The 17,777-nt window shown below is 41.3% G+C and carries 2 protein-coding genes, 4 tRNA genes, 6 rRNA genes and 2 pseudogenes; 12 read left to right on the top strand and 2 right to left on the bottom strand.

What is annotated here, in order from left to right:
- The 10 genes from QWZ06_RS22940 to rrf (QWZ06_RS22895) all read left to right on the top strand — a co-directional run.
- Positions 1-911: ribosomal RNA gene (locus tag QWZ06_RS22940) — 16S ribosomal RNA — on the top strand; the annotation flags it as partial.
- A gap of 222 nt (positions 912-1,133) precedes the next feature.
- Positions 1,134-1,207: transfer RNA gene (locus QWZ06_RS22935), tRNA-Ile, on the top strand.
- Positions 1,208-1,315: 108 nt separating this feature from the next.
- Positions 1,316-1,389, top strand: a tRNA-Ala gene (locus QWZ06_RS22930).
- Between the two features lie 214 nt (positions 1,390-1,603).
- Positions 1,604-4,385: ribosomal RNA gene (locus QWZ06_RS22925) — 23S ribosomal RNA — on the top strand.
- 147 nt (positions 4,386-4,532) lie between these two features.
- A 5S ribosomal RNA gene (gene rrf, locus QWZ06_RS22920) occupies positions 4,533-4,640 on the top strand.
- 1,613 nt (positions 4,641-6,253) lie between these two features.
- A 16S ribosomal RNA gene (locus tag QWZ06_RS22915) occupies positions 6,254-7,777 on the top strand.
- 223 nt (positions 7,778-8,000) lie between these two features.
- Positions 8,001-8,074: transfer RNA gene (locus tag QWZ06_RS22910), tRNA-Ile, on the top strand.
- 103 nt (positions 8,075-8,177) lie between these two features.
- A tRNA-Ala gene (locus QWZ06_RS22905) sits at positions 8,178-8,251 on the top strand.
- Positions 8,252-8,452: 201 nt separating this feature from the next.
- Positions 8,453-11,232 (top strand): 23S ribosomal RNA (locus QWZ06_RS22900).
- 146 nt (positions 11,233-11,378) lie between these two features.
- Positions 11,379-11,486: ribosomal RNA gene (rrf, locus tag QWZ06_RS22895) — 5S ribosomal RNA — on the top strand.
- 961 nt (positions 11,487-12,447) lie between these two features.
- Here the strand turns inward: rrf (QWZ06_RS22895) and QWZ06_RS22890 are convergent.
- Positions 12,448-12,726 carry a transposase gene (locus QWZ06_RS22890; RefSeq protein ID WP_290301272.1) on the bottom strand — a complete coding sequence of 93 codons (279 nt, stop codon included), beginning with the start codon at positions 12,724-12,726 and terminating at the stop codon, positions 12,448-12,450.
- Between the two features lie 671 nt (positions 12,727-13,397).
- Here QWZ06_RS22890 and QWZ06_RS22885 point away from each other — a divergent pair.
- Positions 13,398-14,516, top strand: coding sequence for a vWA domain-containing protein (locus QWZ06_RS22885; RefSeq protein ID WP_290301271.1), 1,119 nt, complete (start codon positions 13,398-13,400; stop codon positions 14,514-14,516).
- Between the two features lie 58 nt (positions 14,517-14,574).
- A pseudogene (locus QWZ06_RS22880) lies at positions 14,575-16,013 on the top strand (AAA family ATPase).
- An 82-nt stretch (positions 16,014-16,095) separates the two neighbouring features.
- Here QWZ06_RS22880 and QWZ06_RS22875 read toward each other — a convergent pair.
- Positions 16,096-17,723, bottom strand: a pseudogene (locus QWZ06_RS22875) (acyl-CoA carboxylase subunit beta).
- Positions 17,724-17,777 lie beyond the last annotated feature (54 nt).

The following is a 17,777-nucleotide window of genomic DNA, read 5'->3' as shown; positions in this document are numbered from 1 at the left end:
CTGCCATTGATACTGCAGGTCTTGAGTGTTATTGAAGTAGCTGGAATAAGTAGTGTAGCGGTGAAATGCATAGATATTACTTAGAACACCAATTGCGAAGGCAGGTTACTAAGCAACAACTGACGCTGATGGACGAAAGCGTGGGGAGCGAACAGGATTAGATACCCTGGTAGTCCACGCCGGTAAACGATGCTAACTCGTTTTTGGGTGCTTCGGGCTTTCAGAGACTAAGCGAAAGTGATAAGTTAGTGCCACCTGGGGAGTACGAACGCAAGTTTGAAACTCAAAGGAATTGACGGGGGCCCGCACAAGCGGTGGATTATGTGGTTTAATTCGATGATACGCGAGGAACCTTACCGAAGGCTTAAATGGGAAAATGACAGGTTTTAGAAATAGGACTTTTTCTTCGGACATTTTTCAAGGTGCTGCATGGTTTGTCGTCAGCTCGTGCCGTGAGGTGTTAGGTTAAGTCCTGCAACGAGCGCAACCCTGTCACTAGTTGCCATCATTAAGTTGGGGACTCTAGTGAGACTGCCTACGCAAGTAGAGAGGAAGGTGGGGATGACGTCAAATCATCACGGCCCTTACGCCTTGGGCCACACACGTAATACAATGGCCAGTACAGAGGGCAGCTACACAGCGATGTGATGCAAATCTCGAAAGCTGGTCTCAGTTCGGATTGGAGTCTGCAACTCGACTCTATGAAGCTGGAATCGCTAGTAATCGCGCATCAGCCATGGCGCGGTGAATACGTTTCCCGGGCCTTGTTACACACCGCCCGTCAAGCCATGGAAGTCTGGGGTACCTGAAGTCGGTGACCGTAATAGAGCTGCCTAGGGTAAAAACAGGTAACTAGGGCTAAGTCGTAACAAGGTAGCCGTACCGGAAGGTGCGGCTGGAACATCTCATTTTAGAGCGTCTTTTAGACGATAAACAAAATTAGTATCGAGAGATACAAGTACTTATTCAAAGTAAAGCTTTAGTTTTTTGTTTGGTTGATTTATATTAAAAATACAAAACCCACTAGAAATTAGTAAAGGGATTGAGAGAGACAAAGAAGATAAAAGCAGAGAGAGAAAGACGAAGAAATTAGTCTATTATCTATCAGTCTATCATCTTTACGTCTAATAGACAGTCTCGTAGCTCAGCTGGTTAGAGCGCTACACTGATAATGTAGAGGTCGGCAGTTCGAGCCTGCCCGAGACTACTAATTAAAGGGATTTAAAGATTGAAGAATTTTAAAGATTAAAAAATTAGCAGCGTTTTAATTTTTTTAAATGATAAAAATCATTAAATATTTAAATCTTGACCTAGAGGGGAATTAGCTCAGCTGGCTAGAGCGCCTGCCTTGCACGCAGGAGGTCAAGGGTTCGACTCCCTTATTCTCCACATATAGATGGTTTTAATATTAAATAAGCAGATAGAGCCAAAAAAACAATATTTGCGAATTAGATCAGAAAATAGCATAACGATCATTGACATTAACGGTAAAGACATCACAAAGAGATAACCGAGCACTTTCGAGTGTGCGAAGTTTTTACAAAAAAATATTGATAATTTTAAATTATCTAGAAAAAATACTGAACTAATAATAATATTAGGAAAGAAACTCGTTAAGGGCGTATGGCGGATGCCTAGGCTTTCAGAGGGCGACGAAGGACGTGGTAAGCTGCGAAAAGCTGCGGGGATTGGCACACACGAATTGATCCGCAGATGTCCGAATGGGGCAACCCGGCATGTTTGAAGACATGTCACTGCCCGCAAGGAGAGCAAAACCCTGAGAACTGAAACATCTAAGTACCCGGAGGAAAAGAAATCGAAGAGATTCCGTAAGTAGTGGCGAGACGAAAGCGGATTAGCCCAAAAGTCTTTATATATTTAGAAGAACGTTCTGGAAAGAACGGCCATAGACGGTGATAGCCCGGTATTCGAAAGGTATATTAAGATGATAATAATGAGTATGGCGGGACACGTGAAATCCTGTCTGAATAATGACCATCCTCCAAGGCTAAATACTCCTGAAAGACCGATAGTGAACAAGTACTGTGAAGGAAAGGTGAAAAAGCACTTCGAATAGAAGGGTGAAATAGAACCTGAAACCGTACGCCTACAAGCGGTCGGAGCAGCATTAAGCTGTGACGGGCGTGCCTTTTGCATAATGAGCCTACGAGTTAATTTTTACTAGCGAGGTTAAGGTATTAAGTTACCGGAGCCGGAGCGCGAAAAGCGAGTCTGAATAGGGCGTATAGTTAGTAGGATTAGACGCGAAACCTTGTGATCTACCCATGGGCAGGTTGAAGCTCTGGTTAAACACAGAGTGGAGGACCGAACCGGTTGACGTTGAAAAGTCTTCGGATGAACCTGTGGGTAGGGGTGAAAGGCCAATCAAACTGGGAGATAGCTCGTACTCTCCGAAATGCATTTAGGTGCAGCGTTCGTATATAAGTTTATTAGAGGTAGAGCTACTGATTGGATGCGGGGGTTTTTCATCGCCTACCAATTCCTGACAAAACTCCGAAATGCCTAATAAAATGTTCTACGGCAGTGAGGGGCATGGGGTGCTAAGGTCCATGTCCGAGAGGGAAAGAACCCAGACCAACAGCTAAGGTCCCAAAATATATGTTAAGTTGAAGCAACGCGGTTGGACTGCATTGACAGCTAGGATGTTGGCTTGGAGCAGCCATTCATTTAAAGAGTGCGTAACAGCTCACTAGTCGAGCGGTCCGGCATGGATAATAATCGGGCATAAACATATTACCGAAGCTATGGATTTGTATTTTAGATACATCTGGTAGGAGAGCATTCTATTTGCGCCGAAGCAGTACTGTGAGGTATTGTGGAGCGGATAGAAAAGAAAATGTAGGCATAAGTAACGATAAAGGGGGCGAGAAACCCCCTCACCGAAAGACTAAGGTTTCCTCAGCCATGCTAATCAGCTGAGGGTTAGTCGGGACCTAACGCGAACCCGAAAGGGGTAGTGGATGGACAATGGGTTAATATTCCCATACTTGCTCACACTAAAAAGGGGACGGAGTGCCGTACTTACTGGAGACTGACGGAATAGTCAAGGCTTAGCCTTCGGGCGAAGCTGCTGTAGGGAAAGTGCTTCCAAGAAAAGCCGAAGTGAAGCAACCCGTACCAAACCGACACAGGTAGTCGAGGAGAGAATCCTAAGGTGCTAGAGTGAATCATGGTTAAGGAACTAGGCAAAATAGTCTCGTAACTTCGGGAGAAGAGACGCCATCAGCAATGGTGGCCGCAGTAAAGAGGCCCAGGCGACTGTTTATCAAAAACACAGGACTCTGCAAAATCGAAAGATGCAGTATAGGGTCTGACACCTGCCCGGTGCTGGAAGGTTAAGGAAGGTGCTTAGGGTTAAACCGAAGGCATTGACTGAAGCCCCAGTAAACGGCGGCCGTAACTATAACGGTCCTAAGGTAGCGAAATTCCTTGTCGGGTAAGTTCCGACCTGCACGAATGGTGTAACGATCTGGGCACTGTCTCAACCATGAGCTCTGTGAAATTGTAGTATCGGTGAAGATGCCGATTACCCGCAATGGGACGAAAAGACCCTGTGAACCTTTACTATAACTTCGTATTGACTTTGAGTAAGTAATGTGTAGGATAGGTGGGAGGCTATGAAGTGGGCACGCTAGTGTCTGTGGAGCCGACGTTGAAATACCACCCTTTACTTACTTGGAGCCTAACTTCTTTTAGAAGGACATTGCGTGGTGGGTAGTTTTGACTGGGGTGGTCGCCTCCAAAAGAGTAACGGAGGCTTTCAAAGGTACCCTCAGCACGCTTGGTAACCGTGCGTAGAGTGTAATGGCATAAGGGGTGCTTGACTGTGAGACCAACAAGTCGATCAGGTGCGAAGCAGGACATAGTGATCCGGTGGTTCCGTATGGAAGGGCCATCGCTCATAGGATAAAAGGTACTCCGGGGATAACAGGCTAGTCTCCCCCAAGAGCTCACATCGACGGGGAGGTTCGGCACCTCGATGTCGGCTCGTCACATCCTGGGGCTGGAGAAGGTCCCAAGGGTTGGGCTGTTCGCCCATTAAAGTGGCACGCGAGCTGGGTTCAGAACGTCGTGAGACAGTTCGGTCCTCTATCTATTGCGGGCGTTTAGATGTTTTGAGAGGGCTTGATTCTAGTACGAGAGGACCGAATTGAACAAACCTCTGGTGTATCAGTTGTACCGCCAGGTGCACTGCTGAGTAGCTACGTTTGGAAGAGATAAGCACTGAAAGCATATAAGTGCGAAACTCGCCTCAAGATGAGACATCTTTTAAGGGTCGTGGGAGATGACCACGTTGATAGGCTATAGGTGTAAAGACAGTAATGTCATAGCCGAGTAGTACTAATTACCCGTAGATTTATAGCCTGATATGGCCGCTCGAAAGTGCAGCAAGGTTAGCTCTTTGTGAAAGTTTTTATCGCTTAAAACAGATATCAGAGATTAGATCTCAGATATCAGACAAATTCGTCTGAGATCTGATGTCTTGCATCTGACATCTTATATACAACCTTTAGGGTGGTTTTAGCGGTGGGGCTCACCTGTTCCCATTCCGAACACAGAAGTTAAGCCCACCAGCGCCGATGGTACTGCTAACGCGGGAGAGTAGGCCGCCGCCAGTTTTTATTTTATTTTTAAAAATCCTTTATCGCAAGATAAAGGATGTTTATATATACCTTACCTCTGTAATCTCCTCCCAATAAGTAATACGTACTCACTAACCAGTAATAAACAGTGAGCAATCCGAAGCCCATTCCTGATACTGGTTCTTCATGGAAGTCTTTACTCTTTATTCTTTATTCTTTATTCTTGTTTCTTACTAATATTTCCTGGTATCACTGCATACTTAGCTCTATTCCTCCTCGTTATTCAGGTTTTGGCTAAAGCCTTTTGGAATTGTTATTGATGATAAAGCGGGCTAAAGCCCACTTCTATTGAATGAATGTTGGATAGATAGATAGATAGATAGATAGATAGATAGATAGATAGATAGATAGATAGATAGATAGATAGATAGATAGATAGATAGATAGATCAGGTCTAACTCTAGATCCTTACGGGATGACAAGGTGGGTGATAAGTGATTATTGGGATCTACACTCTATCTTCTTCTAAGTCTATTTCTGATTTTTTATTTACCAGGGTTACCCTTTTTACATTTCAATCTTTTATTTTCTCACAGATCCATAGATCAATTCCTTATATCATTACAATTCTTTTTCCATAGTATATTGTCCTTCTGTAAGGAGCTCCCCAATGTATTATTTAATCAGCTTATTCTTTTCTATTCTTCCGAATAATCTTTTCCATCCTGATCCTGTATGGATTTTGTTAATACATTCTTTTAATTCTCTCTCTCATGCTCTTCTGCATAATCTTTGTCATTCTGTAAGAATCTCTCCATCCCATTATTTACAAAATCTTCCACTACAACTACCCACATCTAGTCTTCCATCAATAGGAGTGGGCTTTAGCCCGCTCAAATAAATAAAATAAATAAATCCCCTTCCTCTGGCTTTAGCCTCAACCTATTTCAATAATCTTTTCGAAAACGGGACGATACATTATATAATAACTTCCATTACTCATTACTCATTACTCATTACGTGTATAAAAATCCTTCTATAATATCTCCAAAACAGTATTAGAACACTTTTAAAAAACAATTCCACAATTGTGGATAAGTATTAATTGTTATTTAAGTATAAATAAATCAAATAGTTAATAATGATACTTACCAACAATCAGTATGTGTATGTAAAACTTTATGTTAAATAAAACTTGCGGGGTATGTATGAAGAGTCTATCTTTGCCCCACTGAAAAAAACGAAAGAGATTCGGTAAGCGCAGAAGGGCTTTTTAGATAAGCAAAAAAACAATATGATACTTGATAAGATATAAGCGAAAAAAAGCTTTATAAGTTTTTAGCAAATAAAAACTTGTGAGATAAAATAAAGTTAGTATCTTTGCAGTCCCAATTAAGGGAGCGCAGGAGTATAGAGATTGAGGTTAAGGGAGGAATTAAGGTTACTTAAAAAACTTTAAAATTTTCTTTCGAAACATTTGGTCATTACGAAATAAAGTTTTACTTTTGCACTCGCAAATACGGAGCGACACTGACAGAAAGATTGCTTCGTTACAAAGCGAAAGAAGAAAAGATCATTGACATACAATATAACAACCAAGTAAGGAAAAACTAAAGCGTTAAAAAACTTTGAGTGAGTCAGACAAACATACAATGGAGAGTTTGATCCTGGCTCAGGATGAACGCTAGCGGGAGGCCTAACACATGCAAGCCGAGCGGTATTTGTTCTTCGGAACAGAGAGAGCGGCGTACGGGTGCGGAACACGTGTGCAACCTGCCTTTATCTGGGGGATAGCCTTTCGAAAGGAAGATTAATACCCCATAATATATTGAATGGCATCATTCGATATTGAAAACTCCGGTGGATAGAGATGGGCACGCGCAAGATTAGATAGTTGGTGAGGTAACGGCTCACCAAGTCTGCGATCTTTAGGGGGCCTGAGAGGGTGATCCCCCACACTGGTACTGAGACACGGACCAGACTCCTACGGGAGGCAGCAGTGAGGAATATTGGACAATGGGTGAGAGCCTGATCCAGCCATCCCGCGTGAAGGACGACGGCCCTATGGGTTGTAAACTTCTTTTTGTATAGGGATAAACCTACTCTCGTGAGAGTAGCTGAAGGTACTATACGAATAAGCACCGGCTAACTCCGTGCCAGCAGCCGCGGTAATACGGAGGGTGCAAGCGTTATCCGGATTTATTGGGTTTTAAAGGGTCCGTAGGCGGATCTGTAAGTCAGTGGTGAAATCTCACAGCTTAACTGTGAAACTGCCATTGATACTGCAGGTCTTGAGTGTTATTGAAGTAGCTGGAATAAGTAGTGTAGCGGTGAAATGCATAGATATTACTTAGAACACCAATTGCGAAGGCAGGTTACTAAGCAACAACTGACGCTGATGGACGAAAGCGTGGGGAGCGAACAGGATTAGATACCCTGGTAGTCCACGCCGTAAACGATGCTAACTCGTTTTTTTTGGGGGCTTCGGCTTCAGAGACTAAGCGAAAGTGATAAGTTAGCCACCTGGGGAGTACGAACGCAAGTTTGAAACTCAAAGGAATTGACGGGGGCCCGCACAAGCGGTGGATTATGTGGTTTAATTCGATGATACGCGAGGAACCTTACCAAGGCTTAAATGGGAAATGACAGGTTTAGAAATAGACTTTTCTTCGGACATTTTTCAAGGTGCTGCATGGTTGTCGTCAGCTCGTGCCGTGAGGTGTTAGGTTAAGTCCTGCAACGAGCGCAACCCCTGTCACTAGTTGCCATCATTAAGTTGGGGACTCTAGTGAGACTGCCTACGCAAGTAGAGAGGAAGGTGGGGATGACGTCAAAATCATCACGGCCCTTACGCCTTGGGCCACACACGTAATACAATGGCCAGTACAGAGGGCAGCTACACAGCGATGTGATGCAAATCTCGAAAGCTGGTCTCAGTTCGGATTGGAGTCTGCAACTCGACTCTATGAAGCTGGAATCGCTAGTAATCGCGCATCAGCCATGGCGCGGTGAATACGTTCCCGGGCCTTGTACACACCGCCCGTCAAGCCATGGAAGTCTGGGGTACCTGAAGTCGGTGACCGTAATAGGAGCTGCCTAGGGTAAAACAGGTAACTAGGGCTAAGTCGTAACAAGGTAGCCGTACCGGAAGGTGCGGCTGGAACATCTCATTTTAGAGCGTCTTTTAGACGATAAACAAAATTAGTATCGAGAGATACAAGTACTTATTCAAAGTAAAGCTTTAGTTTTTTGTTTGGTTGATTTATATTAAAAATACAAAACCCACTAGAAATTAGTAAAGGGATTGAGAGAGACAAAGAAGATAAAAAGCAGAGAGAGAAAGACGAAGAAATTAGTCTATTATCTATCAGTCTATCATCTTTACGTCTAATAGACAGTCTCGTAGCTCAGCTGGTTAGAGCGCTACACTGATAATGTAGAGGTCGGCAGTTCGAGCCTGCCCGAGACTACTAATTAAAGGGATTTAAAGATTGAAGAATTTAAAGATTTAAAAATTAGCAGCGTTTAATTTTTAAATGATAAAATCATTAAATATTTAAATCTTGACCTAGAGGGGAATTAGCTCAGCTGGCTAGAGCGCCTGCCTTGCACGCAGGAGGTCAAGGGTTCGACTCCCTTATTCTCCACATATAGATGGTTTAATATTAAATAAGCAGATAGAGCCAAAAACAATATTTGCGAATTAGATCAGAAATAGCATAACGATCATTGACATTAACGGTAAAGACATCACAAAGAGATAACCGAGCACTTTCGAGTGCGAAGTTTACAAAAATATTGATAATTTAAATTATCTAGAAAAATACTGAACTAATAATAATATTAGGAAAGAAATCGTTAAGGGCGTATGGCGGATGCCTAGGCTTTCAGAGGCGACGAAGGACGTGGTAAGCTGCGAAAAGCTGCGGGGATTGGCACACACGAATTGATCCGCAGATGTCCGAATGGGGCAACCCGGCATGTTGAAGACATGTCACTCCGCAAGGAGAGCAAACCCGGAGAACTGAAACATCTAAGTACCCGGAGGAAAAGAAATCGAAGAGATTCCGTAAGTAGTGGCGAGCGAAAGCGGATTAGCCCAAAAAGTCTTTATATATTTAGAAGAACGTTCTGGAAAGAACGGCCGTAGACGGTGATAGCCCGGTATTCGAAAGGTATATTAAGATGATAAATGAGTATGGCGGGACACGTGAAATCCTGTCTGAATATGGGGGGGACCATCCTCCAAGGCTAAATACTCCTGAAAGACCGATAGTGAACAAGTACTGTGAAGGAAAGGTGAAAAGCACTTCGAATAGAAGGGTGAAATAGAACCTGAAACCGTACGCCTACAAGCGGTCGGAGCAGCATTAAGCTGTGACGGCGTGCCTTTTGCATAATGAGCCTACGAGTTAATTTTACTAGCGAGGTTAAGGTATTAAGTACCGGAGCCGGAGCGAAAGCGAGTCTGAATAGGGCGTATAGTTAGTAGGATTAGACGCGAAACCTTGTGATCTACCCATGGGCAGGTTGAAGCTCTGGTAACACAGAGTGGAGGACCGAACCGGTTGACGTTGAAAAGTCTTCGGATGACCTGTGGGTAGGGGTGAAAGGCCAATCAAACTGGGAGATAGCTCGTACTCTCCGAAATGCATTTAGGTGCAGCGTCGTATATAAGTTTATTAGAGGTAGAGCTACTGATTGGATGCGGGGGTTTCATCGCCTACCAATTCCTGACAAACTCCGAATGCTAATAAATGTTCTACGGCAGTGAGGGCATGGGTGCTAAGGTCCATGTCCGAGAGGGAAAGAACCCAGACCAACAGCTAAGGTCCCAAATATATGTTAAGTTGAAGCAACGCGGTTGGACTGCATTGACAGCTAGGATGTTGGCTTGGAAGCAGCCATTCATTTAAAGAGTGCGTAACAGCTCACTAGTCGAGCGGTCCGGCATGGATAATAATCGGGCATAAACATATTACCGAAGCTATGGATTTGTATTTTAGATACATCTGGTAGGAGAGCATTCTATTTGCGCCGAAGCAGTACTGTGAGGTATTGTGGAGCGGATAGAAAAAGAAAAATGTAGGCATAAGTAACGATAAAGGGGGGCGAGAAACCCCCCTCACCGAAAGACTAAGGTTTCCTCAGCCATGCTAATCAGCTGAGGGTTAGTCGGGACCTAACGCGAACCCGAAAGGGGTAGTGGATGGACAATGGGTTAATATTCCCATACTTGCTCACACTAAAAAAAGGGGACGGAGTGCCGTACTTACTGGAGACTGACGGAATAGTCAAGGCCTAGCCTTCGGGCGAAGCTGCTGTAGGGAAAGTGCTTCCAAGAAAAAGCCGAAGTGAAGCAACCCGTACCAAAAACCGACACAGGTAGTCGAGGAGAGAATCCTAAGGTGCTAGAGTGAATCATGGTTAAGGAACTAGGCAAAAATAGTCTCGTAACTTCGGGAGAAGAGACGCCATCAGCAATGGTGGCCGCAGTAAAGAGGCCCAGGCGACTGTTTATCAAAAAAACACAGGACTCTGCAAAAATCGAAAGATGCAGTATAGGGTCTGACACCTGCCCGGTGCTGGAAGGTTAAGGAAGGTGCTTAGGGTTAAACCGAAGGCATTGACTGAAGCCCCAGTAAAACGGCGGCCGTAACTATAACGGTCCTAAGGTAGCGAAATTCCTTGTCGGGTAAGTTCCGACCTGCACGAATGGTGTAACGATCTGGGCACTGTCTCAACCATGAGCTCTGTGAAATTGTAGTATCGGTGAAGATGCCGATTACCCGCAATGGGACGAAAAAGACCCTGTGAACCTTTACTATAACTTCGTATTGACTTTGAGTAAGTAATGTGTAGGATAGGTGGGAGGCTATGAAGTGGGCACGCTAGTGTCTGTGGAGCCGACGTTGAAATACCACCCTTTACTTACTTGGAGCCTAACTTCTTTTTAGAAGGACATTGCGTGGTGGGTAGTTTGACTGGGGTGGTCGCCTCCAAAAGAGTAACGGAGGCTTTTCAAAGGTACCCTCAGCACGCTTGGTAACCGTGCGTAGAGTGTAATGGCATAAGGGTGCTTGACTGTGAGACCAACAAGTCGATCAGGTGCGAAAAGCAGGACATAGTGATCCGGTGGTTCCGTATGGAAGGGCCATCGCTCATAGGATAAAAAGGTACTCCGGGGGATAACAGGCTAGTCTCCCCCCCAAGAGCTCACATCGACGGGGAGGTTCGGCACCTCGATGTCGGCTCGTCACATCCTGGGGCTGGAGAAGGTCCCAAGGGTTGGGCTGTTCGCCCATTAAAGTGGCACGCGAGCTGGGTTCAGAACGTCGTGAGACAGTTCGGTCTCTATCTATTGCGGGCGTTAGATGTTTGAGAGGGCTTGATTCTAGTACGAGAGGACCGAATTGAACAAACCTCTGGTGTATCAGTTGTACCGCCAGGTGCACTGCTGAGTAGCTACGTTTGGAAGAGATAAGCACTGAAAGCATATAAGTGCGAAACTCGCCTCAAGATGAGACATCTTTTAAGGGTCGTGGGAGATGACCACGTTGATAGGCTATAGGTGTAAAGACAGTAATGTCATAGCCGAGTAGTACTAATTACCCGTAGATTTATAGCCTGATATGGCCGCTCGAAAGTGCAGCAAGGTTAGCTCTTTGTGAAAGTTTTTATCGCTTAAAACAGATATCAGAGATTAGATCTCAGATATCAGACAAATTGGTCTGAGATCTGATGTCTTGCATCTGACATCTTATATACAACCTTTAGGGTGGTTTTAGCGGTGGGGCTCACCTGTTCCCATTCCGAACACAGAAGTTAAGCCCACCAGCGCCGATGGTACTGCTAACGCGGGAGAGTAGGCCGCCGCCAGTTTTTATTTTATTTTTAAAAATCCTTTATCGCAAGATAAAGGATGTTATATATACCTTACCTCTGTAATCCCCCACCAATAGTAATACGTGCTCATTAACCAGTAATAAACAGTGAGCAATCCGAAGCCCATTCCTGATACCTCGTTCCTGATTCTTGATTCTCATACTCATACTGCTACTTGCTCTTCATGGAAGTCTTTACTCTTTATTCTTTTTATCACTAATATTTCCTGGTATCACTGCATACTTAGCTCTATTCCTCCTCGTTATTTAGGTTTTGGCTAAAGCCTTTTAGAATTGTTATTGATGATAAAGCTAGCTAAAGCCCACTTCTATTGAATGAATGTTGGATAGATAGATAGATAGATAGATAGATAGATAGATAGATAGATAGATAGATAGATAGATAGATAGATAGATAGATAGATAGATAGATAGATAGATAGATAGATAGATCAGGTCTAATGTTGTCTAGACCCCCACGGGATGACAAAGTATGGGATAAGTGATTATTGGAATCTACACTCTATCTTCTTCTAAGTCTATTTCTAATTTTTTTATTTACCAGGGTTACCCTTTTTACAATTCAATCTTTTATTTTCTCACAGATTTATTCCTTGATATCATTATTTTATCATTTATTACTATATTTTTAGCCCTGATGTTCTATGTTAATTTGCAAATTATTTAAGTTAAAATTTTATCTTTTATATAATCAGAATTATAAGGGACTTTGTTTTTAACTACTCCAAAGCATATTCTTAAAAGTTTATTGCATACAGCGATGAGTGCTACTTTTTTAGGTTTTCCTTTAGCTAACAACCTTAAATAAAGTTCTTTACAATGGGGATTGTGTTTAATCGCCGTCCATGAACACACATACAATAAAACTTCGTATATGAGTCTTGGAAGTGCGACATTTTTCCAGGAGAATACGATTTTTTTTTCCAGATTGATATATTCTAGGAGCTAAACCAAAAATACTTAACTAATGATTGTGCTGAATTAAAATTTTTAAATCCTGAAGTAGCCGTCATCAATTGTAAAGAGGTTTTTTCTCCAATTCCGGAAACGGACTGTATAAGTTCTTTAGTTTTCTTAAAGTCTTTATCCTGAAGTTGGGGAAGGCGCTTTTCTACTTCTTTGATTTCTTTATCCAAATGCTTAAGCTTTCTTTCATAATGCTTCTCAGTATCTGGATTAATTTGTGAATGGTAGCGTAATGCTTTACAGACATACAATTGATCAGACTTACTTCTAATCCATGGCTCAAGGATAAATGAAGAATACGGCTGCTGAAATTCCCGGTTGCTTCAATAACAAGGCTATACTCTTGGGATGATATTTTTCTTATAAAAGAAAGAATCGAACGCTGGTTATTTTCTATATTGAAAACACATTCTTGATTTTGTTCATTAATAAAGCTTAGCGTTAAAAAAATTTAGCGCCAACATCAACACCGATAACTGATATTTTTTTGACATAAGCAATGACTTTATTAAAGAGGTTTTTCTTCTGATCCATCATGGTAAAAAGTTATTACCAAACAATGTTCTATCCGGATTTAGAAGAAAACAGCAGCAGGGGGATAAAATCAGGGGCGATATCTAGTATCTGAGAAGCGTCTGCCTTAATCCTGCTGCTTTTACTCTTTAGGTTTAATTTTTACACTAATTTACTCAAGTATTTTAAGTAATGTAAACTTACCATAAAAGCGGTTACCCCACAGCAAGTGTTGGCATTTAGGCTATGTTCCGGAAAAGCATTGGCGCGAGGAGTATGAGTGGATAGCAGGATTAAGCTCCTGAAAATTATTTTTGAATAAGTTAAAAGTCAGGATTATTTCTATTCATAAAAATTAAAATAGAGTAAATCTCTTAAAAGCCTTTTATTTATGTTGTAACTTTATTCTATGAAAGAGCATATTGTGAGAGGGTTCAGATTTGAAACTTACAAAGCACCGGAACTATCAGTATTTGATCGGTTACTGGAAATTTTTACAGATTTGTTAACGCATACTTCAGGAGATTTTGATGAAGCAATCGACTGGCTTCGCATGCTGGATGAAGAATATCAGCTTACTACTCCGGAATACACTATTGAGGATTTTATTGAGGATCTTAAAAAGAAGGGATATATCCGCGAGGAAATTGATCCTAATGGAGGAAATGGAATTCGTCTGAGCGCAAAAATGGAACAGAATATCCGTAAACAAGCACTTAACCAAATATTTGGAAATCTTGGGAAAAGTGGTAATGGGAATCATAAAACCAATAAAAGTGGAACGGGAGAAGATACAACAGGAGAATTCCGTAATTATAATTTTGGTGATCCGGTAGAGAAAATTTCTATTACAGAAAGTCTTAAGAACGCTCAAATCAATAACGGGATTGGAGATTTTCATCTTACTGAAAATGATTTAATTGTAGAAGACAGTATTCATCAATCACAAATGAGTACGGTTTTGATGATTGACATCAGCCACAGTATGATATTGTATGGAGAAGATCGTATTACTCCAGCTAAAAAAGTGGCAATGGCACTTGCAGAATTGATTACAACTCGTTATCCGAAAGATACTTTGGATATTATTGTTTTTGGAGATGATGCATGGCCTGTTAAAATTCAGGATCTGCCTTATCTGCAGGTTGGGCCTTATCATACCAATACCGTTGCAGGGCTTCAATTAGCCATGGATATTTTACGTAGAAAAAGAAATACCAATAAACAGATTTTTATGATTACTGATGGGAAACCGAGTTGTATTCGTCAGGCTGATGGCACTTATTACATGAATTCTTATGGTTTGGATGAATATGTTGTTCAGAAATGTTATAACATGGCATCTCAGGCAAGAAGACTTCATATTCCGATCACTACTTTTATGATTGCGCAGGATCCTTATTTACAGCGTTTCGTGAGTGAATTTACAGAAGCTAATCAAGGAAAAGCCTTTTATACGGGACTTAATGGATTAGGACATATGATTTTTGAAGATTATGAAAGCAATCGTAAGAAAAGAATTCGTTAGAAAGTTCATTAATTCATACAAATATTTCAAATAATTTATAAATCAGATTTTAAATAAAATGACTGAAAAGCCAAACATAAAAACACTGGGTTCATTAAGAGCATCAGGATATATATCAAAAAATATAAAAGACGAATTAAGAGATAATTTAAAAACTAAAATTCGTAATAAAGAATCTGTATTTGAAGGGATTTTCGGATATGAAAATACAGTTATTCCTCAATTGGAACATGCTATTCTAAGCCGACATAACATTAATTTATTAGGATTGAGGGGCAGGCAAAGACGAGGCTGGCAAGAATGATGACCTCTTTACTGGATGAATGGATTCCTTTTGTTGAAGGAAGCGAAATTAACGATGATCCATTGAATCCGATTTCCCGTTATGCTAAAGAATTAATTGAAAAGGAAGGTGATAATACCCCAATAGAGTGGCTTCAGCGTGATGAAAGATTTTTCGAAAAATTGGCTACTCCGGATGTCACTGTTGCTGATCTGATAGGTGATGTAGATCCTATTAAAGCTGCTAATCTTAAACTTTCTTATGCAGACGACCGTGTGATTCATTTTGGAATGATCCCGCGCGCGAACCGTTGTATTTTTGTGATTAATGAATTGCCGGATCTTCAGGCGAGAATTCAGGTTTCTCTGTTTAATATTTTGCAGGAAGGTGATGTGCAGATTCGTGGATTTAAGGTGAGAATGCCTTTGGATATACAATTTGTTTTCACGGCGAATCCTGAAGATTATACTAATAGGGGAAGTATTGTGACTCCACTGAAAGATCGTATAGGATCACAGATTTTGACTCATTATCCTGAAAATATCAATATTGCAAGAGAAATTACCAATTATGAATCCAGTTTAGACAGTCGTCAGAAAAATGGAGTATATGTTCCTTCTTTAGCAAAGGATCTTTTGGAACAGATTGGTTTTGAAGCTCGTGACAGTGAATATGTAGATTCAAAAAGTGGAGTAAGCGCCCGCATGAGCATTACAGCTTTTGAAAATTTATTGAGTACAGCGGAACGTAGATCCTTACTAACAGGTGATGAAATAACTTCTGTAAGATTAAGCGATTTTGTGGGGATAATCCCTGCGATTACGGGAAAAGTGGAATTGGTTTATGAAGGCGAGCAGGAAGGTGCGGAAGCGGTTGCTCATTTATTAGTTGATAATGCGATAAGAACTTTATTCAGCTCCTATTTCCCGAAAGTCGAAAAACTGGAGAAAAAGAACATTGATGGGCCATTTAGCCAGATTACGGATTGGTTTTTGGAAGACGATGGTTTTTTAGAAATTACAGATGAATCTTCGGATGAAGCCTATGCGAAATCTCTTAACAAGATTTACCCTCTTGATCAGATCATTGAAAAATATCAACCCAATACTCAACCTGAAGATGTCTTATTCTTAAAAGAGTTTATTCTTTGGGGGTTGGCTGTTAATAAAAGACTGAATAGAGAAAGGTTCAGAACCGGGGTTTTCTTTTCTTAAAGTTTCGAAAACTTAAAAAGCATAAAAACAAAAAGATGTGGAAAGTACCTCCACATCTTTTTTATTTTTAATCAGATAATGATCAAACCTGGATAACTCCCATATTAAATTTCTCTGTTATAGGTGAATGATTGGCCGCTTCTATCCCCATAGAGATCCATTTTCTGGTATCTGCTGGGTTGATGATAGCATCAGTCCATAACCTGGCTGCTGCATAGGTAGATTCCGTTTGTTTTTGGTATTTCTTTGAAATGGTATCCAAAATCTCGTTGTGTTCTTCTTCTGAAATTTCTTTACCTTGTTTTTTCAATGTTGATTCTTGAATCTGTGCCAATACTTTGGCTGCTTGTGTTCCGCCCATTACAGCAAGATCTGCCCAAGGCCATGCTACAATAAGTCGCGGGTCATAAGCTTTTCCACACATGGCATAATTTCCTGCCCCATAAGAATTTCCTGTAATGATTGTAAATTTAGGAACTACTGAGTTGGAAACAGCATTTACCATTTTAGCACCATCTTTGATGATCCCTCCATGCTCTGATTTGGAGCCTACCATAAATCCGGTTACATCCTGTAAGAAAATTAAAGGGATCTTTCTTTGGTTACAGTTAGCAATGAATCGGGTAGCTTTATCTGCAGAGTCAGAATAAATCACTCCACCAAACTGCATTTCTCCTTTACCACTCTTAACTAATTTTCTTTGATTAGCCACAATCCCTACAGACCATCCATCCACTCTTGCCGTAGCACAAATGATGCTTTTACCGTAATCTGGTTTATATTCTTCGTATTCGGAGTTATCCACAATACACTTAATGATTTCATAGGTATCATATTGCTCAGCTCTGGAAACCGGCATAATTCCGAAGATGTTATCAGGGCTCTCTTTTGGTGGGAAGCTCTCTATTCTATCGAAGCCAGCTTTTTCAGTACTTCCGATAGATTTCATAATATTTTTGATTCTGTTTAGAGCATCTTTATCATCTTTTGCCTTATAATCGGTAACTCCTGAAATAGAACAGTGAGTGGTCGCTCCGCCCAGCGTTTCATTATCAATACTTTCACCAATAGCAGCTTTTACAAGGTAGCTTCCTGCAAGGAATATAGAACCTGTTTATCTACGATCATAGCTTCATCACTCATGATAGGAAGATAAGCTCCTCCAGCTACACAACTTCCCATTACAGCAGAAATCTGGATGATTCCTGAAGCACTCATTTTAGCATTATTTCTGAATATTCTACCAAACATTTCTTTATCCGGGAAAATTTCGTCCTGCATAGGTAAGTATACTCCTGCAGAATCAACAAGATAAATGATTGGAAGCCTGTTTTCCATAGCAATTTCCTGTGCTCTAAGGTTTTTCTTTCCAGTGATAGGGAACCAAGCACCTGCTTTTACAGAAGCATCATTAGCTACCACAAGACATTGTCTTCCGGAAACATACCCCATTACTACAACAACTCCTCCGCTAGGGCAGCCGCCGTGTTCTTCATACATTTCATAGCCTGCAAATGCTCCAATTTCTATGGAATCAGAATCTTTATCAAGAAGATAGTCTACCCTTTCTCTTGCAGTCATTTTTCCTTCCTCACGAATCTTTTGAAGCCTCTTTTCACCGCCTCCTTTTTTAATCTCGGCAAGCAAGCGATTTATCTCTGATAATTTTAATCTGTTCTGATCTTCTCGTTTGTTGAATTCGATGTCCATAGAATTTTCAATTTTTTACGCTTAAAGATACTATTTTTATGAGGAATACGAATA

The sequence above is a fragment of the Chryseobacterium tructae genome, from assembly GCF_030409875.1.
GTDB lineage: Bacteria > Bacteroidota > Bacteroidia > Flavobacteriales > Weeksellaceae > Chryseobacterium > Chryseobacterium tructae.
This window is presented reverse-complemented; position numbering and strand designations above follow the sequence as displayed.

What these genes read in the sequence shown, in the direction of transcription:
- QWZ06_RS22885 (WP_290301271.1), top strand. Translation starts at nt 13,398, where the DNA reads ATGAAAGAGCATATTGTGAGAGGGTTCAGATTTGAAACTTACAAAGCA.